19 protein-coding genes are annotated in these 20,849 nt (G+C 66.5%); 6 read left to right on the plus strand and 13 right to left on the minus strand.

The features are described 5' to 3' along the window. Positions 1-6: 6 nt before the first annotated feature. From pta to ACFPU0_RS26705, 3 genes are read right to left on the minus strand one after another with little or no spacing between them, the layout of a single operon-like run. Positions 7-2,040, minus strand: a complete 2,034-nt coding sequence (pta, locus tag ACFPU0_RS26695; RefSeq protein WP_377696308.1) for a phosphate acetyltransferase — start codon at positions 2,038-2,040, stop codon at positions 7-9. A gap of 22 nt (positions 2,041-2,062) precedes the next feature. Beyond that, on the minus strand, positions 2,063-3,229 hold the full coding sequence (locus tag ACFPU0_RS26700) for an acetate/propionate family kinase (protein ID WP_377696309.1): 1,167 nt from the start codon (positions 3,227-3,229) through the stop codon (positions 2,063-2,065). Beyond that, on the minus strand, positions 3,229-3,555 hold the full coding sequence (locus ACFPU0_RS26705) for a DUF3565 domain-containing protein (protein ID WP_377696310.1): 327 nt from the start codon (positions 3,553-3,555) through the stop codon (positions 3,229-3,231). The genes ACFPU0_RS26700 and ACFPU0_RS26705 overlap by 1 nt, the downstream gene beginning before the upstream one ends. Here ACFPU0_RS26705 and ACFPU0_RS26710 point away from each other — a divergent pair. The 4 genes from ACFPU0_RS26710 (at position 3,524) to ACFPU0_RS26725 (ending at position 6,508) form a co-directional block, all read left to right on the plus strand. After that, positions 3,524-4,009 carry an FKBP-type peptidyl-prolyl cis-trans isomerase gene (locus ACFPU0_RS26710; RefSeq protein WP_377696311.1) on the plus strand — a complete coding sequence of 162 codons (486 nt, stop codon included), beginning with the start codon at positions 3,524-3,526 and terminating at the stop codon, positions 4,007-4,009. The two genes, ACFPU0_RS26705 and ACFPU0_RS26710, sit on opposite strands and share 32 nt — an antisense overlap. A gap of 127 nt (positions 4,010-4,136) precedes the next feature. Beyond that, positions 4,137-4,619, plus strand: coding sequence for a glutathione peroxidase (locus tag ACFPU0_RS26715; protein ID WP_377696312.1), 483 nt, complete (start codon positions 4,137-4,139; stop codon positions 4,617-4,619). Positions 4,620-4,750: 131 nt separating this feature from the next. Continuing rightward, positions 4,751-5,341, plus strand: a complete 591-nt coding sequence (locus tag ACFPU0_RS26720) for a TetR/AcrR family transcriptional regulator (RefSeq protein WP_377696313.1) — start codon at positions 4,751-4,753, stop codon at positions 5,339-5,341. A 57-nt stretch (positions 5,342-5,398) separates the two neighbouring features. Beyond that, positions 5,399-6,508 (plus strand): NADH:flavin oxidoreductase, encoded by a 1,110-nt coding sequence (locus tag ACFPU0_RS26725; RefSeq protein ID WP_377696314.1) that lies wholly within the window; start codon positions 5,399-5,401, stop codon positions 6,506-6,508. Positions 6,509-6,846: 338 nt separating this feature from the next. Here ACFPU0_RS26725 and ACFPU0_RS26730 read toward each other — a convergent pair whose 3' ends face one another. After that, a complete protein-coding gene (locus ACFPU0_RS26730) occupies positions 6,847-8,034 on the minus strand; it encodes a glycosyltransferase family 4 protein (protein ID WP_377696315.1) in 1,188 nt (395 codons plus the stop codon). 398 nt (positions 8,035-8,432) lie between these two features. Between ACFPU0_RS26730 and ACFPU0_RS26735 the strand changes: the two genes are divergently transcribed. Further along, positions 8,433-8,795 (plus strand): hypothetical protein, encoded by a 363-nt coding sequence (locus ACFPU0_RS26735; RefSeq protein WP_377696316.1) that lies wholly within the window; start codon positions 8,433-8,435, stop codon positions 8,793-8,795. A 90-nt stretch (positions 8,796-8,885) separates the two neighbouring features. On the opposite strand, the gene cysZ is transcribed toward ACFPU0_RS26735, so the two are convergent. After that, the gene (gene cysZ / locus ACFPU0_RS26740) at positions 8,886-9,632 is read right to left on the minus strand and encodes a sulfate transporter CysZ (protein WP_377696317.1); all 747 of its coding nucleotides are present in this window, start codon (positions 9,630-9,632) and stop codon (positions 8,886-8,888) included. Between the two features lie 281 nt (positions 9,633-9,913). Here cysZ and trxB point away from each other — a divergent pair, with 281 nt between their 5' ends. Beyond that, positions 9,914-10,861 (plus strand): thioredoxin-disulfide reductase, encoded by a 948-nt coding sequence (gene trxB / locus ACFPU0_RS26745; RefSeq protein ID WP_377696318.1) that lies wholly within the window; start codon positions 9,914-9,916, stop codon positions 10,859-10,861. Positions 10,862-10,914: 53 nt separating this feature from the next. Here trxB and ACFPU0_RS26750 read toward each other — a convergent pair whose 3' ends face one another. From ACFPU0_RS26750 to ACFPU0_RS26785, 8 genes are all read right to left on the minus strand, one after another. Then, a complete protein-coding gene (locus ACFPU0_RS26750; protein WP_377696319.1) occupies positions 10,915-11,322 on the minus strand; it encodes a heme-binding protein in 408 nt (135 codons plus the stop codon). Continuing rightward, positions 11,319-12,962 carry an ABC transporter ATP-binding protein gene (locus tag ACFPU0_RS26755; protein ID WP_377696320.1) on the minus strand — a complete coding sequence of 548 codons (1,644 nt, stop codon included), beginning with the start codon at positions 12,960-12,962 and terminating at the stop codon, positions 11,319-11,321. The genes ACFPU0_RS26750 and ACFPU0_RS26755 overlap by 4 nt, the downstream gene beginning before the upstream one ends. Further along, entirely contained in the window at positions 12,952-13,776 is an 825-nt protein-coding gene (locus ACFPU0_RS26760) for an ABC transporter permease (protein WP_377696447.1), read from the minus strand. Before ACFPU0_RS26760 ends, ACFPU0_RS26755 begins: the two co-directional genes overlap by 11 nt. 80 nt (positions 13,777-13,856) lie before the next feature. Further along, a complete protein-coding gene (locus tag ACFPU0_RS26765; protein WP_377696321.1) occupies positions 13,857-14,816 on the minus strand; it encodes an ABC transporter permease in 960 nt (319 codons plus the stop codon). 57 nt (positions 14,817-14,873) lie between these two features. Then, complete coding sequence (locus ACFPU0_RS26770) at positions 14,874-16,475, minus strand: ABC transporter substrate-binding protein (protein WP_377696322.1); 1,602 nt, start codon at positions 16,473-16,475, stop codon at positions 14,874-14,876. A gap of 77 nt (positions 16,476-16,552) precedes the next feature. After that, entirely contained in the window at positions 16,553-18,046 is a 1,494-nt protein-coding gene (locus ACFPU0_RS26775; RefSeq protein ID WP_377696323.1) for an aldehyde dehydrogenase family protein, read from the minus strand. Next, positions 18,043-19,152 (minus strand): mandelate racemase/muconate lactonizing enzyme family protein, encoded by a 1,110-nt coding sequence (locus tag ACFPU0_RS26780; RefSeq protein WP_377696324.1) that lies wholly within the window; start codon positions 19,150-19,152, stop codon positions 18,043-18,045. Before ACFPU0_RS26780 ends, ACFPU0_RS26775 begins: the two co-directional genes overlap by 4 nt. Next, on the minus strand, positions 19,149-20,786 hold the full coding sequence (locus tag ACFPU0_RS26785) for a GMC family oxidoreductase (RefSeq protein WP_377696325.1): 1,638 nt from the start codon (positions 20,784-20,786) through the stop codon (positions 19,149-19,151). Before ACFPU0_RS26785 ends, ACFPU0_RS26780 begins: the two co-directional genes overlap by 4 nt. Between the last annotated feature and the right edge of the window lie 63 nt (positions 20,787-20,849).

A 20,849-nucleotide genomic window follows, 5' to 3' on the forward strand; every position in this document is an offset into this window, starting at 1 on the left:
GCCTGCTCAGCCCTCGTTGCCACAGGCCGCCTGGATCGCCGTCAGGGCGATGGTGTGGATGATGTCGTCCACCAGCACGTTGCGGGGCAGGTCGTTCACCGGCTTGCGCAGACCTTGGAGCATCAGGCCGCCACTGACCACGTGTTCGCCCTGCTGCGCTTCCTTGTAGGCCGCATCGCCACTGGCCAGGTCGGGGAACACGTAGACCGTGGAGCGACCGTCGCGGGTGGCGCTGGCGTAGGGCAGGGGGCCTTCGATGGCCAGGTCGGGGCGGGCGGCGCGGGCCAGTTCCAGGGCTTCGCGGACCTTGTCCAGTTCCGCCGCGTCGCCGGAATCACTGATCAGCGCCACCCGCGGGACTATGCCCAGGGCCTGGGCGGAGTCGGCGCTCTGCAGGGCGATTTCCGCCAGGTCCCTGGCATCGGGCTCGGGGTTCACCGCGCAGTCGCCATAGACCACCACCTGGTCCGGCATCAGCATCAGGTACACGGAGGAGGCGATGCGGTAACCGGGTGCCGACTTGATCAGCTGCAGGGCCGGGCGAATGGTATTGGCGGTGGGGTGGATGGCGCCGGACACCAGGCCGTCCACCTCGTCCAGGGCCAGCATCATGGTGCCGAGCAGGGCATTGTCTTCCAGCTGGGCGGTGGCCATGGGGGCGTTCAGGCTCTTGTTCTGGCGCAGCTCCACCATGGGCTGCACGTAGCGCTCGCGGACCCGGTCCGGGTCGAGGATTTCCAGCCCTTCCGGCAGCTCGATGCCCTGGGCGCGGGCCACGGCGTGCACGTCCTCGGGCCTGGCCAGCAGCACGCAATGGGCGATACCGCGGGCCTGGCAGGCGGCGGCGGCCTGCACCGTGCGCGGTTCGCTGCCTTCGGGCAGGACGATGCGCTTGCCGGCCAACTGGGCCTGCTGGATCAGCCGATGGCGGAAGGCCGGCGGCGACAGGCGCTGGCTGCTCGGCGTGCCGCAACGGGCGCGCAACCCGTCGAGTTCGAGGTTGCGGGCGACGAACTCGGTGACCTTCTCCGCGCGCTCGCGGTCGTCCACCGGGATTTCCTTGTTCATCCGGTTCAGGTTGGTGGCGGTATCGTAGGTGCCGGTGGCCACGCTCAGTACCGGTAGGCCGCCTTGCAGGGCGCCCCGGCAGAGTTCCAGGGTGCGCGGGTCGGGCGGGATGTCGCTGGAGAGCAGCAGGCCGGCGAGCGGCACGCCATTCATGGAGGCCAGGCTGGCGGCGAGGATGATGTCGTCGCGATCCCCGGGGGTCACCACCAGCACGCCGGGCTTCAACTGCTGCACGGTGTTGGGCACGGTGCGCGCGCAGACCACGATCTTCTGTACCCGGCGCTGGTCGTAGTCGCCGGCGTTGATCACCCGGGCCTGCAGCAGGTCGGCGACGTCGCGGGTGCGCGGGGCGTTCAGCTCGTCCAGCCAGGGCACGCTGCCGAGGACGCGGAAGTCGTCGCCGCGCAGCAGCGGCGACTGTTCCTTGAGGCGGCGCACGAAGTCCTGGTCGCGCACCTTGTTGAGGATCACACCCAGCACCTTGGGGTCGCGCGGGCCGCCGAACTGCTGGGCCTGGATCTCCAGGCGGTCCGACAGCTCGGAGAGACTCTCGTCTTCCGGCGCCGAGACCAGGATCACGTCGGCGTCCAGGCTCTTGGCCAGGTGGAAGTTGATCCGTGCGGCGTAGCTGGCGTGGCGGGTCGGCACCATGCCCTCGACTATCACCACGTCCTTGCCCTGGGCGGCGTGCTGGAAGAGGCCGGTGATCTCGTCCAGCAGTTCGTCCAGCTGGCCGTCGGCGAGCATCCGTTCCACCTGGGACTGGGACAGTGGCGTGGGCGGCTTCAGGCCGTGGGTGCGGGCCACCAGTTCGGTGGAGCGTTCCGGGCCGAGGTCACCCGGATGGGGCTGGGCCACGGGCTTGAGGAAGCCGACCTGCAGGCCGGCCAGTTCCAGGGCGCGCACCAGGCCGAGGCTGGTGGAGGTGAGGCCGACGCCGAAGCCGGTCGGGGCGATGAAAAAGCAGTGCATGGGGCTCCTTGGCAAAGGCGGTTCAGGCGAGCAGGGCCAGGGTGTCGAGGGCGATCTGGCGTTCTTCGTTGGTCGGCACCACCAGCACCCGCGGATGGCCGCGCTTGTGGATGGGGCCGGCGACGCCACGCACGCAGCGGGCGTTGGCTTCGCGGTCGATGGCCAGGTTGAGCAGCTTCAGGTGATCCACCGTGCGGCTGCGCACGAGGGGCGAATTCTCGCCTATCTCGCCGGTGAAGATCAGCCCATCCAGTTGCGGCAGGGCGCAGCCCACGGCGGCCAGGGTCTTGGCCAGGCGATAGCAGAACACTTCGATCGCCAGGGTGGCGCCGGTGTGGCCCTGGTCCCGGGCCTTCTCCAGGCTGCGCATGTCGCTGGCCAGCGCGGAAAGGCCGAGCAGCCCGCTTTCCTGGCGCAGCACCTGGTCGATCTTCTCCAGGCTCCAGCCGAGGCTGCGGTGCAGCTGTGTGTAAAGGTGCGGGTCGATGTCGCCGCTGCGAGTGGCCATCACCAGGTTCATGCTGGCGTCGCGGCTCTGGCCGTTGACGATGGCGCAGGCGGAGCTGTGCTCGCCCAGGTGGGCGGAAAGCCAGCAACTGTCGCCGATGGAGAGCCCCGCCAGCTCGGCGGCACGGTGGCTGACGTAGCGGTGGCTGTTGCCGTGGAAGGCGTAGCGGCGCAGGCCGTGCTCGCGGTAGACGGAATCCGGCAGGGCCAGGCGGTACACGTGCTCGGGCATGCTCTGGTGGAAGGCGGTGTCGAACACCGCCACATGGGGCAGGCTCGGCAACAGGTGCATGGCGGCTTCGATGCCCGCCAGGCTCGCCGGCATCTGCTGCGGCGCCAGCGGGGCGAGGGCCTGGAGCCGGCGGATCAGCTGGGCGTCGATGCGGCAGGCGGAATTGAACAGTTCGCCGCCATGCAGGACGTGGTGGCATACGGCGTGGAGCCTGCCGCCGGCGGCGCCCTGGACGATGGGCATCAGCTGCGACAGCGCGGCGCGATGGTCGGCGTTGGGGATCATCAGGCTGTCCTTGTCGCCGCCGCGCTGCCAGCGCAGTTCGGCATCGCGGCTGCCGAGCCCTTCGGCCAGGCCGTGGAGGATGAACTGGCTGTGGGCTTCGTTGACCAGGGCGAAGCGCAGGGAGGTCTTGCGGGCGTGGATCACCAGGATGTTGCGGGCGGGCATCAGGTTTCCTCGGAGGTGTCGGGGGCCAGGCCCTGGGCGCACCAGCCGCAGGGGAAGGGTTGGCCCAACCGGGCGGCGCGCGCTTTGGGGTCGAGCACCCAGGCGCGGGACTGCCATGGCGGCTGGTGTCGCAAGTGCTGAGTATGGCCGCAGGAAAGCACCGCCACCCAGTGACCGTCTTCGTCTTGCCTGTAGCCGACCAGCCGTGGCCGCCCGTCCGCGTTCGGGTCGCAATCGACTGGCCGCGCGGTTAAACTTGCTCGTTCATCATTCATTCGCAGAAGGTCTCGCACCATGCTGATCGCCGCCAACAAGGCCGTGTCCATCGACTATACCCTTACCAACGACGCCGGTGAGGTGATCGACAGTTCCGCCGGCGGCGCCCCGCTGGTGTACCTGCACGGCGCCGGCAACATCATCATCGGTCTGGAGCGTGCCCTGGAAGGCAAGCAGGCCGGCGACGAGCTGAACGTCGCCGTCGAGCCCGAAGACGCCTACGGCGAGTACAGCGCCGAGCTGGTGGCCACGCTGGATCGCGCCATGTTCGAAGGCGTCGACCAGTTGGAAGTCGGCATGCAGTTCCACGCCTCCGGCCCGGACGGCAGCATGCAGATCGTCACCATCCGCGATATCGAGGGCGATGACGTCACCGTCGACGGCAACCACCCGCTGGCCGGCCAGCGCCTGAACTTCAAGGTCAAGGTGGTCAAGGTGCGCGAGGCCAGCGACGAAGAGATCGCCCACGGCCACATCCACGGCGAAGGCGGTCACCACCACTGACCGGTCGTCCGCGACTAGCCGCCCCGGCAAACCGCGAATCGGCTGCTAAGCTGAGAAAACCGAAAAGGCGCCCCGGGGCGCCTTTTTTGTCCGCTGTGAATTCCCTGAGAGTTTCGAGGAGTCAGTCATGAGTGCCTTTCACGACCTCAATCTGCGTGCGCTCGACGGTCAGGATCTGCCGTTGGCGCCCTACAAGGGCCAGGTGGTGCTGGTGGTGAACGTCGCCTCCAAGTGCGGCCTGACCCCGCAGTACGCCGGGCTGGAAAAGCTTTACCAGCAATACCGCGACAAGGGTTTCACCGTGCTGGGCCTGCCCTGCAACCAGTTCGCCGCCCAGGAGCCGGGCAGCGAGGAAGAGATCCGCGAGTTCTGCAGCCTGAACTACGGCGTGACCTTCCCCCTGGGCAGCAAGATCGAGGTCAACGGCTCGGCGCGCCATCCGCTGTACCGCCTGCTGGCGGGCGAGGGCGCCGAATTCCCCGGCGACATCACCTGGAACTTCGAGAAGTTCCTCGTCGGCAAGGACGGCCGCGTACTGGCGCGCTTCTCGCCGCGCACGGCGCCGGAAGACCCCGCGCTGATCCAGGCCGTCGAAAAGGCCCTGGCCTGATCCATCCCCACTCATGACCGGGGCGGAAGGAACCGCCCCGCATTCGCCCCGATCCCTCCGGCCTGTGGCCACCAATCACGCGAATCAATAGTGCTGGGCAGGGCGAGACGACCGGTCATATGCTCGCCGCCATGACCAGTATCCGACTCGACAAACGCGACCTCATCCTCGCCAGGGGCTCCCAGGTGATGACCCGCCGTGGCTACCACGGCACCGGCGTGCAGGAGATCGTCCAGGCCGCGGGCATTCCCAAGGGCTCCTTCTATCACTACTTCGCCAGCAAGGAAGACTTCGCCCTGCAGGCCCTGGAGTACCTCTACCGGCCGCGCCTGGAACGTTATGCCCAGGCCCTGGCCAATCCGACGCTGAGCCCGTGCCAGCGTATCCTCGGCTACTACCGCGATCTGCTGGCGCGCTTCGCCAGCCGCGAGAAACCGGAATACCACTGCTTCATCGGCAGCCTCAGCTTCGAGATGGCCGAGCTGTCGCCCGCCATCGGCGAGCAGGTGGACAGCATCCTGCAAGGCTCGGCTGACATCCTCCAGGCCTGCCTGGAAGAGGCCGTGGCCGCCGGCGAATTGCCCGCCGATGAGAACTGCGCCAACCTCGCCGCCTTCATCGCCAACGCCTGGCAGGGCGTGCTCACACGTCTGAAGGTGGGCGGTGGGACCGCTCCCCTGCATGCATTCGTGGACCGCCTGGAACTGCTGCTCCGGGCCTGATTTTTCAATGCCTTGAAACCGAGACGACCGGTCATCTGGCCGGCCACAGGAGAACCCATGACCGCTCCCGTACAAGCCCTCTTCGAACCCTTCCGCCTCGGCGCCCTGGAACTGCCCACCCGCGTGGTGATGGCGCCCATGACCCGTTCCTTCTCCCCGGGCGGCGTGCCCAACGCCAAGGTGGTGGAGTACTACCGCCGCCGCGCCGCCGCCGGTGTCGGCCTGATCATCACCGAGGGCACCACCATCGGCCACAAGGCCGCCAACGGCTATCCCCACGTGCCACGCTTCTTCGGCGAGGACGCCCTGGCTGGCTGGAAAGAAGTGGTGGACGCGGTGCACGCCGAGGGTGGCCGCATCGTTCCGCAGCTCTGGCACGTGGGCAACGTGCGCCGCCTGGGCACCGAGCCTGACGCCAGCGTGCCCGGCTACGGCCCGATGGAGAAGCTGAAGGACGGCCAGGTGGCGGTCCACGGCATGACCCGCGAGGACATCCAGGAAGTGGTCGCCGCCTACGCCCAGGCCGCCCGCGACGCCAAGGCCATCGGCATGGACGGCGTGGAGATCCACGGTGCCCACGGCTACCTGATCGACCAGTTCTTCTGGGAAGGCAGCAACCAGCGCAGCGACGAATACGGCGGCAGCCTGGCCAACCGTTCGCGCTTCGCCATCGAAGTGATCCAGGCCATCCGCGCCGCCGTCGGCCCCGACTTCCCGGTGATCTTCCGCTTCTCCCAGTGGAAGCAGCAGGACTACAGCGCGCGCCTGGTGACCACCTCCGAAGCCCTGGGTGACTTCCTCAAGCCCCTGGCGGATGCCGGTGTGGATATCTTCCACTGCTCCACCCGCCGCTTCTGGGAGCCGGAATTCGACGGTTCCGACCTCAACCTCGCCGGCTGGACCCGCCAGCTCACCGGCAAGCCCACCATCACCGTCGGCAGCGTCGGCCTGGATGGCGAATTCCTGCAGTTCATGGTCAAGACCGACAAGGTCGCCCAGCCGGCCAATATCGAAGGCCTGCTGGAGCGCCTGAACAAGCAGGAGTTCGACCTGGTGGCCGTGGGCCGCGCCCTGCTGGTGGATCCGGACTGGGCGGTGAAAGTACGCGAAGGGCGGATGCAGGACATCCTGCCGTTCAGCCGGGATGCCCTGGGTAGCCTGGTCTGATTCATCGAAGCAGCCCCGCCGAGACGGGGCTTATGCTCTGGGGCTGGGAGCGAGCCCTTCCGAACGCGAAGGGAGAAGGGGGACTTGCGCCTGGCACCTTGTATCAATCCGGCACGGACTGCTCCCTCTCCCTCTGGGGCGAACAGGCGCGTTTTTGGAAGCACTGCTTCCTGTGCCTGTGAGCGCCAGAACGCGAAGCGTTCTGGCCGGGGCGCAGAGCGGGGCTGGGGTGAGGGAAGCATCCGCCGCTCCGACTCCTGCCAAACCCTCGATCAGTCAGGCTGACAGCCCCACCTCACGGGTCCTGGCTCCCTCAGCCTGCGACGGACCGTCTTCACTTAGGCGCGGGGTGGCAGGCTGCTGCCGGCGGGCGCTTCCAACTCCGGCCGGCGCGCATGCAGCAGGTATTGCTCGAACTGCTGGACTATGGCTTCCCAGCCCTGGCGGCCGGCATGCATGCGCGCATTGAGGCGTACGCGGCGCAGGCTTTCCGGGTCTTCCAGCAGCCAGGTGGCGGCCTCGATGAAGCTGGATGGCTCATCGGGCAGCGCCAGGGCGCCATTGTGGCCGTGGCGGATGTGCTGGGCGGCGGCAGCCTGGTCGAAGGCGACCACCGCAAGGCCCGACGCCAGCGCTTCGAGCACTACATTGCCGAAGGTTTCCGAGAGGCTGGGGAAGAGGAACAGGTCCCCCGAGGCGTAGTGCCGTGCCAGTTCCTCGCCACGCTGCACGCCGCAGAAGATGGCGTCCGGCAGGGCGCGCTGGAGCAGGGCCTTCTGCGGGCCGTCACCCACGATCACCAGCCTCAGCCGCAGCTGTGGATAACGTTGCTGCAGGCGCAGGAAGGTATCGCCGAGCAGGCCCAGGTTCTTTTCCGCTGCCAGGCGGCCGACGTGGAGCACCGCGATGTCCCGCTCCCCCAGGCCCCATTGCGCGCGCAGTTCAGGGCAGCGGCGGGCCGGGTTGAACAACTGGCCGTCGACGCCGCGGGACAACAGCTGCAGGCGCTCGAAGCCGCGCCGGGTGAGGTCCTGCAACTGGCTGACGCTAGGTACCAGGGTCAGCCGCGTGGCGTTGTGGAACCAGCGCAGGTAGTTGGTCAGCAGCCGGGTCAGCAGGCCTGCGCCGTAATGCCCGGTGTATTGCTGGAAGTTGGTGTGGAAGCCGCTCACCACCGGAATGCCCAGGCGTCGCGCGGCGCGCAGGGCGGAGAAGCCCAGCGGGCCCTCGGTGGCGATGTAGAGCACATCCGGTTTGCGCTGGCGCCAGCGGCGCAGCAGCTTGTGCAGGCAGGACTGGCCCCACTGCAGGCCCGGGTAGCCCGGCAGGGGCCAGCCGCGGATCAGCAGCAGCTCTTCGTCGCTTCGGCGTCCCTGGTCGCAGGCCTGGCGCGGGCGCACCAGCTGCAGCCGGTGGCCGGCGGCGCGCAGGCCGTCGCAGAGGCGGCCAAGGGTGTTGGCCACGCCATTGACTTCGGGCAGGAAGGTTTCGCTGATCAGCGAGATGTACAGGGGGGCTGTGGTCATGGAACCACTATCGGTGGTGGCGATGATGCCCGTATGACAAGGGCGTGACCGGTGGATGACGCCGTCTCGGCGCAGAGGTAGGCCGGGGCGGTGGGGATGGGCGGGATGCCGGCTCCGGGGTACGGCTGTCGCGTCGCCGGGCGATTGCCCCGCGCGCTCCTACAATTGATAGCGCACGTCCCCCATGCCGGGAGGGCTGCGTAATCCTTTGCTTGAATGCACGGGGCAGCGGACGATCTGGCAGTTGCCACGTCCCCCCGACGTGATGGGCAACGCATCCGCACCGGACCCTCACCGGTTACGGATCGATCCAGCCGCGGGACCTTTCCGGCCCGGGGCCAGGGGCCCCGTCTCTACGGCCATGTAGAGGCTCACTCAGAATCTCCCGGAGGTTCGAGATGAACAACCTGCTCCTTATAAGCGGATTCGCGGCCTGCCTGCCGCTGATGGCCTTTGCCGATGCCAGGATGGAGGCTGAACTGAACGGCCTCGATATCGACCTGGCGCTGAGCGCACCCTTGATCCATGCAGTCGATTCGTCTGCCATCAGCCGGGGCGCCAGTCAGGTGCTCAAACTCACCAACCGCGGTGCGCAAGCTGCCCTGTGCCGGGTCGAGCCCGGTGTGGCCGACGCCATGCGCCCGGCGGGCAAGCGACTGCTGCTGGAACCGGGCGCCAGCGCGCTGGTGCTCGTCGACAGCCGGCCAATCGGCCGGAGCACGGATGCCAGGCTTTCCTGTACGCCCGAACGTAGCTCATAGCGAAATTCGGCTTTTCGCACCGCAGTCGGGGGCCCACGGGTTTTAGTGGGCACCCGGCGGCGATTCAATGCAATCGGGACGCTTGCGGACTTACTTCACCAGCGCCTTTTCACCACCCTCGCGCACCCAGAACAGGGTGGCGCCGGCCACGGCGGCGGGCATCATCAGGACGTTGACAAAGGGAATCAGCAGCGCGAGGTAAGTGGCGCCGCCGAAGCCCAGGCTCTGCCAGCGTTTCTCCCGCAGCCAGGCGAGCATCTCGTTCCAGCCCAGCTTGTGGTTGTCCGCCGGGTAGTCGATGTACTGCACCGCCATCATCCAGATGCCGAAGATTATCCACAGGGGCGTGGCCAGCAGGTTGATGCCGGGGATGAAGGAGAGGATCAGCAGCGCTCCGGCGCGGGGCAGGAAATAGGCCAGTTTGCGCAGTTCGCGGCCCACCGTGCGCGGGATCATGGCCAGCAACTCGGCCCAGCTGAAGGCCGGGAAGTCGTCCTGGCCGCGCACCACCACTTCCACCTTTTCGGCGAGGAAGCCGTTGAAGGGCGCGGCGATGACATTGGCCAGCATGGTGAAGCTGAAGAACACCAGCACCACCACCAACAGCACGAACAGCGGCCAGATCAGGTACTGGAGGAAAGCCAGCCAGTCGGGGAGGCTGGGCATGAAGGCGTCGACCCAGCCGCTGAATTCCTGCACCGCGAAGCCGATCAGGGCGGCGAACAGCAGCAGGTTGACGGTCAGCGGCAGCAGGACGAACAGGCGCAAGCCCGGGCTCAGGACCAGTTTCAGTCCTTCGCCGAGGTATTGCGGCCCGGATAGTGCGGGTGCAGGCATGGTGGGTCCCCCAAGGTTGCAAACGCGCCGACCTTACCGGCTTTGCCAGCGGACTGGAAAGGCTGGAAAAGGCCCGGAACAATTTTGCCCTGCTCATAGCGACCACCTATGGCGGGGATTGAGAGCGGATATTTCCGCTATTGCACGCCCCCCGGTAACCTTGCGCCCATTCCTGGCCGGGTGGTAATGGCCAGACCCGGTTCAACGGAGCCCCTGCATCCCAAGCCTTCCCCAAGTGCCGCAGCGGCTCCTTTTTATTGCCCTCAGGGCAGGAGTCAGCCATGTCCGAAGCACGTCATTCGCGGGTCATCATCCTGGGTTCCGGTCCCGCCGGTTACTCGGCGGCCGTCTACGCCGCCCGCGCCAACCTCAAGCCGCTGCTGATCACCGGCATGCAGGCGGGCGGCCAGCTGACCACCACCACCGAAGTCGACAACTGGCCCGGCGACCCCCACGGCCTCACCGGCCCGGCGCTGATGCAGCGCATGCAGGAGCACGCCGAACGTTTCGAGACCGAGATCGTCTTCGACCACATCAACGCCGTCGACCTGGCCGGCAAGCCTTTCACCCTGGTGGGCGACAGTGGCACCTACACCTGTGACGCGCTGATCATCGCCACCGGCGCCAGCGCCCGTTACCTGGGGCTGCCCTCGGAGCAGGCCTTCATGGGCAAGGGCGTGTCCGCATGCGCCACCTGCGACGGCTTCTTCTACCGCAACCGCGAAGTGGCGGTGGTGGGCGGCGGCAACACCGCCGTGGAAGAGGCGCTGTACCTGGCCAACATCGCCAGCAAGGTGACCCTGGTGCATCGCCGCGAGACTTTCCGCGCCGAGAAGATCCTGCAGGACAAGCTGATGGCGCGGGTCGCCGAGGGCAAGATCGAGCTCAAGCTGAATGCCGAGGTGGACGAAGTGCTGGGCGACGCCATGGGCGTCACCGGCGTGGGCCTGAAGCGCAACGATGGCGGCAGCGACGAGCTGAAAGTGGACGGACTGTTCGTCGCCATTGGCCACACCCCGAACACCTCGCTGTTCGAAGGCCAGCTGGCGCTCAAGGATGGTTACCTGGTGGTCAATGGCGGCCGTGATGGCAACGCCACCGCCACCAACGTGCCAGGCGTGTTCGCCGCGGGCGATGTGGCCGACCATGTCTATCGCCAGGCCATCACCTCCGCCGGCGCCGGCTGCATGGCGGCCCTGGATGTCGAGCGTTATCTGGAATCCCAGTAACGACCCGAAGTGCCGGCGTGCAGGAAAAGGCCTCGCTTGCGAGGCCTTTTCCGTTATTGGCCGAGAGCCAGCGCGGCTTTGCGGGCGACCTGGGCATCCTGCTCGGCCGTTACCCCGGACACACCCACCGCACCGACGACCTGGCCATCGGCCAGGATGGGGATTCCGCCTTCCAGCATGCCCTGCAGCATCGGTGCGCAGAGGAAAGCATTGCGCCCATTGTTGATCATGCTTTCGTAGACCCCTGATTCCCGGCGGCCCAGGGCCGAGGTCCGGGCTTTCTCGGTGGCGATGTAGGCTGCAACGGGGGCGCAGCCGTCCAGGCGCTCGAGGGCCAGCAGATGGCCACCGTCGTCGACGATGGCGATCGACACGGCCCACTGGTTCCGTTGCGCTTCATCGCGGGCTACTCGCAGGATTCGATCGGTTTCGAGCTGGCTCAACTGGGGTTTCTGTTTCACGCGGGAGCTCCAGAGGTTTTTGCGCGGGCGGTCAACTGGCGGGTCAGCCAGTCGGGGTCCATTTCCGGTACCGAGGCCAGCAGGCGGGCGGTGTAGTCGTGATGGGGCGGCGAGAAGACCTGCGACGCCAGGCCTTGTTCGACGATCCGCCCCTGGTGCATGACCACGATGCGGTCGGCGATGCTGCGCACCGTATCCAGGTCGTGGGTAATGAACAGGTAGGACAGTCCCAGTTGTCGTTGCAGGCGCTTGAGCAACTGCAGGACGCCCTTGGCCACCACCTGGTCCAGTGCTGAAGTCACCTCGTCGCAGATGATCAGCCGTGGCTCCGCGGCCAGCGCACGGGCAATGCAGATGCGCTGCTTTTGGCCGCCCGAGAGTTCGCCGGGAAAGCGGTCGAGGAACTGCTCGGGCGGCAGTTCGATCTGTCCCAGCAGTTCATGCAGGCGAGCCTCTTTCTGCGCCCCCGTCAGCCCGAGGTAGAACTCCAGGGGGCGCCCGAGGATGTCGCGGATGCGCTGGCGAGGGTTCAGGGCTGTGTCCGGCATCTGATAGATCATCTGGATGTTCTTCAGCGTCTTCGGTGTGCGCGACTGGCAGCGTGCCGGCAGCGATTCGCCCTGGAAGGTCGTCGTGCCCTGGCTGGGTGGCAGCAGTCCGGTGAGGACACGCGCCAGCGTCGATTTGCCGGACCCGGACTCGCCGACCACAGCGACGGTGGCGCCGGACGGCACCTCCAGCGAGATGTCCTGCAGCACCGGCAGCCGGCCATAGTTGGCGCTGACATTCGAGAGTTTCACCAGGGGCGCCGCCTGGTCCTGCGGGCGGGGCTCGTGCTGCATGGATCGGACGGACCACAAGGTGCGGGTATAGTCCTCTCGCGGGCTGTCGAGCATGATTCGGGTCGCGGCTTCCTCGACCATTCGGCCGTGCCTCAGGACCATGATGCGATCCGCCATCTGCGCGACCACAGCCAGGTCATGGGTGATGTACAACGCGGCGGTGTCGAACTGGCGAACCAGGTCGCGGATGGTCGCCAGGACGTCGAGCTGCGTGGTGACATCCAGGGCCGTGGTGGGTTCGTCGAACACGATGAGATCAGGGCGGCAGGCCATCGCCATGGCGGTCATGGCGCGCTGGAGCTGGCCGCCCGAGACCTGGTGCGGATAGCGCAGGCCAAAGGTTTCCGGCTGCGGAAGACGCATGCGCCGGAACATCTCGATGGCATCAGCCCGGGCCTGCTGCTCGGGCATGACGCCGTGCTGCACGGCGGTCTCGACGTACTGGTCGATCAACCGGTGCGCGGGATTGAACGAGGCGGCAGCCGATTGTGCCACGTAGGCGATGCGCGAACCCCACAGCTGGCGTTTGCGCGCTTCCGAGGCCAGGGCCAGGTCTTCGCCGTCGAAGCGGATGCTGCCGGCACTGATCCGGCAGCCCGGCCGTTCGTAGCCCATTGCCGACAGTCCGAGCGTGGATTTCCCGGCCCCGGACTCGCCGATCAGCCCGAGCACCTCGCCGCGTCGTAACCTGAGGTCGATGCCGCTGATGATGGGCTTGCCGTCCAGCGCCCGTACGTGCAGGTCGGTGAGCTCCAGCAGCAGATCGCCGCGGTTCTGTCTTGCGGATTCATTGTTCATCGTGCAGCCCACTCGTCATGTGCAGGAACCAGTCCACTACGAAGTTCACTCCGATGGTGAGGGTGGCGATGGCCGCGGCCGGCAGCAGCGGCGTGATTTCCCCATAGCTGATCAGTGTGGCGTTGTCGCGGACCATGGAGCCCCAGTCCGCAGTGGGCGGCTGGATGCCCAGGCCGAGGAAGCTCAGGGCGCTGATGAACAGGAAGGTGAAGCAGAAGCGCAGGCCGAACTCGGCGACCAGTGGCGGCAGGATGTTCGGCAGGACTTCGCGGAACATGATCCAGGCAGTGCTTTCGCCACGCAGCCGGGCGGCTTCGACGAAGTCCAGCACCACCACGTTCGCCGCTACCGCGCGGGTCAGGCGGAACACCCGGGTCGAATCGAGCACGGCGATGATGCCGATCAGCATGGGCACCGAAGTGCCGAACAAGGTGAGCAGCAGCAGGGCGAAGATCAGTTGCGGAATGGCCATCATCACGTCCACCAGGCGGGACAGCAGTTGATCGGTCCAGCCGCCTTTGACCGCGGCCAGCAGTCCGGCGATGCCGCCCAGCAGGAACGCCATGCAGGTCGCCAGCAGCACGATGCCGAGGGTATTGCGGCCGCCGTAGAGCAGGCGGGTGAAGAGGTCGCGCCCCAGGTTATCCGTACCGAGCAGAAACTGTTGGCTCCAGGGCTCGAACTCGGCGCCGACGACCTGGGACTCGCCGTAGGGCGCGATCCAGGGGGTAAGCAGCGCCGCCAGCACATAGACGGCGATGATCAGCAGCCCGATGCGTGCGCTCCAGGGCGCCCGGCGCAGCGTGCGGAGCATGGCGCCCAGGCAGGTCGTGGTCTTGCGCAGTGAGGTGTCGTACTGCTGCGTTACCAGCGAGAGGTTGCTGCCTCGTTCGATCATCGCGGATGCCTCAGGCGTGGATTGGTGAGGGTGGCCAGCACGTCGGCGGTTAGGTTGAGGAGGATGTAGGTGGAGGCGAATACCAGGCTGCAGGCCTGTACCACCGGAAGGTCGCGCTTCTTCACCGAGTCGACCATCAACTGGCCCATGCCGGGGTAGACGAACACCGCTTCCACCACCACAACGCCGACCACCAGGTACGCGAGGTTGAGCACGATGACGTTGATGATCGGCGCCCAGGCGTTGGGCAGGGCGTGCCGCAGGATGACGCGCCAGCGCGGCAGCCCCTTGAGCCTTGCCATCTCGATGTAGGGGCTGGCCAGCAGGTTGACGATGGCGGCGCGGCTCATGCGCATCATGTGGGCGACGACCACCAGCGTCAGGGTCAGCGCCGGCAGGGCCATGTAGTAGAGGCGTTCGGTCAGCGGCTGGCTGGCATCGACACTGGCCAGGCTGGGCAGCCAGCCTGCCTTCACCGACAGTACCAGGATCAGCAGGTACGCCAGGAAGAACTCCGGAAAGGAAATGCAGCTCAGGGTGGCGATGTTGATCAGCCGGTCGAACAGGCCGTTGCGGTAGATCGCCGCCAGAAAGCCCAACGCCAGTGCCAGCGGGACCGCGATCAGCGCGGCGAACGAGGCCAGCAGCAGCGTATTGGGCAGGCGGGTGGCGAGCAGTTCCGCGATGGCCCGGCCATTGGCCAGTGACTGCCCGAAATCACCTTGCAGCATTCCCCCCAGCCATTGGACGTAGCGCAGGTACAACGGCTGGTCCAGGCCCAGCGTCTGGCGGAAAGCGGCCACGGCTTGCGGCGTGGCCGACTGACCGAGTATCTCGGTGGCGATGTCGCCTGGCAGGAGCGACACGCCCAGCAGGATGATGACGGACACGACCCACAGACTGAGCAGACCCAGCGCCAGGCGCTGGGCAAGCATCTTCAACAACGGATGACGCATTTCGACGGACCTCCGGCGATGACGGTTGCAACCCTGATCCCACTTAGCGGCGGGTGGTCAGGCGAACCACCAGCGTTCGGCGGCGCGCAGACCGTCCAGGTCCCAGTTATTGCCGAGCGGGTTGTGACCGATCCGGGTGGAAATGCCATCGACGTAGTTGGCGAACAGCGGAATCAGCGCACCGCCCTCGTCGCGCAGCAGCAGTTGCATCTCCGCATACATCTGCCGGCGTTTGGCGTCGTCGAGCTCGGAGCGCGCGCCGACCAGCAGTTCGTTGAAGCGTGCGTTGTCCCAGAAGGTTTCGTTCCATGCCGCGCCCTTGCCGTACACCAGCGAAAAGGCCCAGTCCGCCGTGGGCTTGCCGCCCCAGTAGTCCATGCTCCAGGCCTTCTTCATCCAGACGTTCTTCCAGTAACCGTCGTTGGGCTCACGCACCACATTGATGTCGATGCCCGCTTTGGCGGCGTGCTCCTTGAACAGCACGGCGGTGTCCACTGAGCCGGAGAATGCCGCGTCGGCAGCGCTGAGGTCGACCTTGAGGCTGTCCAGGCCGGCTTGCTTGAGGTAGTAGCGCGCCTTGTCCGGATCGTACTGGCGCTGCGGGATATCGGCGGCGAAATAGCGGTATCCGGCATTGATCGGGTGGTCGTTGGCCACTTCGCCATGGCCGCGCAGGATGGTCTGCAGCAGCGCCTCACGGTCGATGGCGTGCTTGAGCGCCAGGCGCACATTGCGATCGGTGAAGGGCGCCAGGGTGGTGTTCATCGGCAGGCTGTAGTGCTGGCCGCCCTTGATCGACGAAACCTCGAGGTTCGGGTTGCGCTTGAGCAGGTGCACGGTCTTCAGGTCGCAGCCGTTCATGGCGTGGATTTCGCCGGTGTTCAGCGCATTGGTCCTGGCGCCCACGTCGGCGATCACCAGGAACTCGACGGAGTCGAACCAGCCGCGATCCGTTTTCCAGTAATTGGGGTTGCGCTTGACCACCGTCTTCACGCCCGGATCGAAGGCCTCGCGAACATAGGCGCCGCAGCCCACCCCGGAGTTGGCGTCCACCGTACCGTCCTTCGACGGCATGATCGGCAGGTGATAGTCGGAGACCAGGTAGGGGAAGTCGGCATTGCCGCCGCTCAAGGTAACGATGACCCGGTTCTTGCCGTCCGTGCGGATGTCGACGATGGGCGCCAGGATGCTGCTGGCGGCGGAGCGGGAGTCCGGGCCTCGGTGGTGGTTGAGCGAGGCGACCACGTCGGCCGCCTCGAGGGACTTGCCGTTATGGAACTCGACGCCGTCGCGCAGGGTGAAGGTCCAGACCTTGGCGTCGGGCGATGGCTCCCAGCCCTGTGCCAGCTCGCCCACCAGCTCACCGGTGTTGCTGATTTCCGTCAGGTAGTTGTGGACGGAGTGCCCCACCGATTGCATGTAGTTGTCGCCGTAAGTGCCGGGGTCGAAGGAGTCAGTGGTCGAGCCCGAGGCGATGCCGAGCTTGAAGTGCCCACCGCGCTTGGGCGTCGATGCGGGTGTTGCGGCGAGTACCTGGCCGGCCAGCCCGGATGCCAGGGCGGCGCCTGCGCCGGCGGCGAGCATTCCCTTCATGAAGGTGCGGCGGTCGATCAGTCCGAGGCGCAGACGCTGTGCGAGTTCTTCGATGGAGTTGCCCATGAGTGTTCCTTCTTATTGGAAGTCTTGTCAGGATGCTTTCGAACAACGGTGGCCGGGGGTAGGGGCGGCCGGCCCTTTCAGATCCGGGCGGTGATGGTTTTCACCGCATGGTAGGCGCGCAGGCTCTCCAGTCCTTTCTCACGGCCGAAGCCGGATTGCTTGTTGCCGCCGAACGGGGTTTCCACGCCACCGGCGAAGTATTCGTTGATGTAGACCTGCCCGGCGTCCAGGTCCCGGGCCAGGCGCATTGCCTTGGAGAAATCGCGGGTATAGATGCCGGCCGCCAGCCCGAAGGGCGTGGCATTGGCCAGCTCCAGCGCATGTTCGGCCGAATCGGCGATCTGCACCGACAGGACCGGCCCGAAGATTTCCTCCTGGACCAGTGGGTCGCTTGCGGCCAGATTGTCCAGCAGTGTCGGCTGGAAGAACCAGCCCGCGTCGGTAGCCGGGTCACAGGCCGGCCTTCCGCCAGCGGCGATCCGTATGCCTCTGGCACGGGCGCCTTCGACATAGTCATTGATCTTGTGCAACTGCTCCACAGTGGTGATGGCGCCGACGTCCGGGTTGCGCAGGCCATGGCCAAGGCTGAGGTGTCGCGCACGCTCGGCCAGGCGCTCGACGAAACGCTCATGCACGCTGCGTTCGATGATCAGCCGCGAGCCTGCCGAGCAGATCTGCCCCGCGTTGGAGTAGATGGCCCAGAGCACGTCCTCCAGGGTCGCCTCCAGGTCGGCATCGGCCAGCACGATGGCGGGCGACTTGCCGCCCAGTTCGAGGGTGACGCTGGCGATGTTGTGCGCTGCCGCCTGCATGACATGGATACCGGTGTTGACCGAGCCGGTGAAGGTCACGTGACGAACCTTGGGATGGCTGGTCAGCGCTGCGCCAACCTTGGCGCCGGTTCCGTTCACCACGTTGCAGACGCCGGCCGGAAGTCCTGCCTGCTGGAGCAGCCCGGCCAGCAGCAGGGCGCTCAGCGGTGTCTGTTCGGCGGGCTTGAGAATGGCGGTGCAACCTGCCGCCAGCGCCGGGGCAAGCCCTCGGGCAGCGGTCGAGATGGGGTAGTTCCATGGAATGATGTGCGCCGTCACTCCAACCGGTTCGAGTTGAGTGCAGGAAAAATGGTCGGCGCCCAGTGGAATGGTTTCACCCTGCAATTTGTCGGCGATGCCGGCGTAGTACTCGAAGATCCGCGCGGTATTGCGGACGTCGCTTTGCGCTTCGCTCAGGGTCTTGCCGTTGTCGAGGGTCTCGATCACCGCCAGGCGCTGCGCGTTGGTGCGGATGGCTTCGGCGGCGCGCAGCAGGATGCGGCTGCGGTCGGCCGGCAGCATCTTGCGCCAGCTGCCGCGCATGGCGTTGTCGGCGGCGGTTACCGCAGCGTCGACGTCTTCCTCATCGCCTGCCGCTACGTCGGCGAAGGCCTTGCCCAGGCCGGGATCGAGGACCTGCATGGTTTCGCCGCTGGCGGAGGTACGCCAGGCACCGTCGATGAAGTGCGAGTCGGGCAGGTAGGCGAGGGTACCGGTCGAGAAGTACTCGTGGATGAGTTTGTCGGTGGTCTGGCTCATCGCGTTGCCTCGCTGATCTGATAAGTCGATTTCTCCAGCCATTGCGGCGCGATCTCGATACCCCAGCCGGGAGCATCGCTGACGGTGACCTGGCCATCTTCCACGCGGTACGGCGACTCGACGAAGAGACCGTCCTGCCAGGGGTAGTAGTCCGGTCCCTCGATGGAGAATTCCAGGTACTTGCCGGCGTTGGGCAGGGACTTGAGGAAGTGCATGGTGAACAGTGTCACCATCGACAGGTTCGCGCTGTGTGGCGTGCAGGGCAGTCCCGCTTCGGCGGCCATGCCGGCGACCTTCAGCGAGCGGCAGATGCCCCCCAGGTAGAGGAGGTCGGGCTGCACGATATCGACCGCGCGCATCTCGATCATGCGGCGCCAGGTTGGCAGTTCGCAGTCCTGTTCGCCGCCGGTGACGTCCAGCGCCAGCGCCTCGGTGACCTGGCGGGTCTGCTCCAGCTCCCAGTAGGGGCAGGGTTCCTCGAAATGGGCGATACCGTGCTGTTCCAGCAGGCGACCGACCTCGATGGCGCGGCGCGGCGAATAGCAGGAGTTGCCGTCGACCAGCAGTTCCGCCTGGCCGCCCAGTGCACGACGCATCGTCGGCACGATGGCTTCGGTGCGACCGGGCCATTCGTCCCGGTCGTGGCCGCACTCGCGCCCCACGCGGAACTTGAAGGCATCGAAGCCGTAGCGATCACGCAGGCGCTGCATGCGGTCGGCTTCCTCCTCGGGGGTGATGTCGCGCTTCATCGACGAGGCATAGGCGCGCAGTTTTCCCGGGCTTCCGCCCAGCAACTCGACCACCGGCTTGCCTTCGACCTTGCCGCGCAGGTCCCAGAGCGCGGTGTCCAGGCCGGCAATGGCGCGGTACAGGTAGCTGCCGGGAAACTTGTGCTCACGCTCGGGAATCAGGCCGACCAGATGTTCGATGTCCCTGGCGTCAGCCCCCAGCGCCCAGGGGGCGATCTGCCGGTGGAAGACCTGGGAGGTGATGTCGGCGTTATAGGTGGACAGCTGTCCCCAGCCCATCGCCCCACAGTCGGTGGTGACCCGCACGAACCCCACGTACGCGTTGCAGAACGTTTCGAGCTTGCTGATTCGCATCATGCGCTTACCTTTTGCTTGTGGTCGGCCAGGATCAGGTCCGCGGCCTTCTGCGCCACCATGATGGTGGGAGCGTTGGTGTTACCCGAGGTGATGGTGGGGAAGATCGAGGCGTCCACCACGCGCAAACCTTGCAGGCCGTGGACCCGCAGACGGCCATCGACCACCGAGCGGCGTGGATCGGTGCCCATGCCGCAAGTGCCGACCGGGTGAAAGACCGAGCCGCAGCGTTCGCGGAAGTCGTCGAGGATCTGTTCGTCGTCCATGCGGTCCAGGTCCGGCGGGATGGCTTCCCGTGCCAGTCGTCGCAACGCTTGCGTGCGCATCAGGCGCTGGATCAGCCGTCCGCCTGCAATCACGCCACGGATGTCCTCTTCCTCACTGAGGTAGTTGGGGCGGATGGCTGGCGTTTCTCGCGGGTTCGCCGAGCGGATGTCGATGCGGCCGCGGCTGAGCGGGCGGCAGGGCTGGAACGAAATGATGAACCCGGGGAAGGGGTCGGGGTTCATCAGTGGGCGCTTGCCTTCCGGGGCGGTCGAGTAGGTGACGGGGTTGAAGTACAGCTGCATGTCCGGTGCTTCGCTGTGTTCGTCCGCGCGGACGAAGCCTCCCGACTGATTGACGCTGACGCTGAGCGGCCCACGGCGGGTCAGCAGGTAGCGCATACCCGCCAGGAGCTTGCCGTGCAGCGGTGCGAGCTGGTTGTTGAGCGTCGGTTCGCTGGAGCGGTAGAAGTAGTTGATGCCCAGATGGTCCTGCAACTGGCCACCCACCAGCGGTTGGTCGAGAACCACCGGAATACCCAGGCGCTGCAGCAGGTCGGCAGGGCCGACGCCGGAAAGCTGGAGCAACTGCGGGGAGTTGATCGCCCCTGCGCTGAGGATCACTTCGCGCCTGGCACGGGCGGTCACCAGTTGGCCGTTGTGCTCGAACTCGATGCCTGTTGCACGTCGCCCCTCGAAGATCACCCGCCGCGCCAGCGCGCGGGTCATCAGTCGCACGTTGCTGCGGCGCAGGGCGGGGCGCAGGAAGGCATCGGCGGCGGAGCAGCGCACGCCATCGCGGGTGTTGATGTGGTAGCTGCCCACGCCTTCCGGGTTCGGGCCGTTGAAATCCGAGGTGAGGGGCAGGCCGAGTTCTTCGGCGGCAGCGAAGAAGTGGCGGCGCAGCGGGTGCAGTTCCGCGCTGACATCGGAGACGTACAGCGCACCGCCTGATTGTGCGTTGCCCTGGGCATCGACGCGACGCTCGATGCGTTCGTAGTAGGGCCTTACATCGCTCCAGCCCCAGCCTGGATTGCCGAGCTGGTGCCAGCCGTCGAAGTCCACCGGAAGCCCGCGACAGTAGACCATCGCGTTGATCGAACTGGAGCCGCCGATCACCCGGCCGCGCGGCCAGTAACTGCGGCGTTGCTTGGTGGCTGGATCCGGTTCGGTCGTGTATTTCCAGTTGACCCGCTCGTCGTAGAAGGTCCGGCCGTAGCCGATCGGTACCTTGATCCAGAAGCGCCGGTCGCTGCCGCCCGCCTCGAGCACCAGTACGGAGGCGTGCCCCTCGCTGGAAAGCCGGTCCGCCAGAACCGAGCCCGCCGACCCACTGCCGACGATGATGTAGTCGAACTCCTCTACTGACGCCATGCGCCCCTCCCGGGTGATTTCTTGTTGTTGGCCGGCTCGCGTTCGGAGTCGGGCATTTCCCGC

It is taken from the genome of Pseudomonas sp. GCM10022186 (assembly GCF_042656385.1).
Taxonomy (GTDB): Bacteria; Pseudomonadota; Gammaproteobacteria; order Pseudomonadales; family Pseudomonadaceae; genus Metapseudomonas.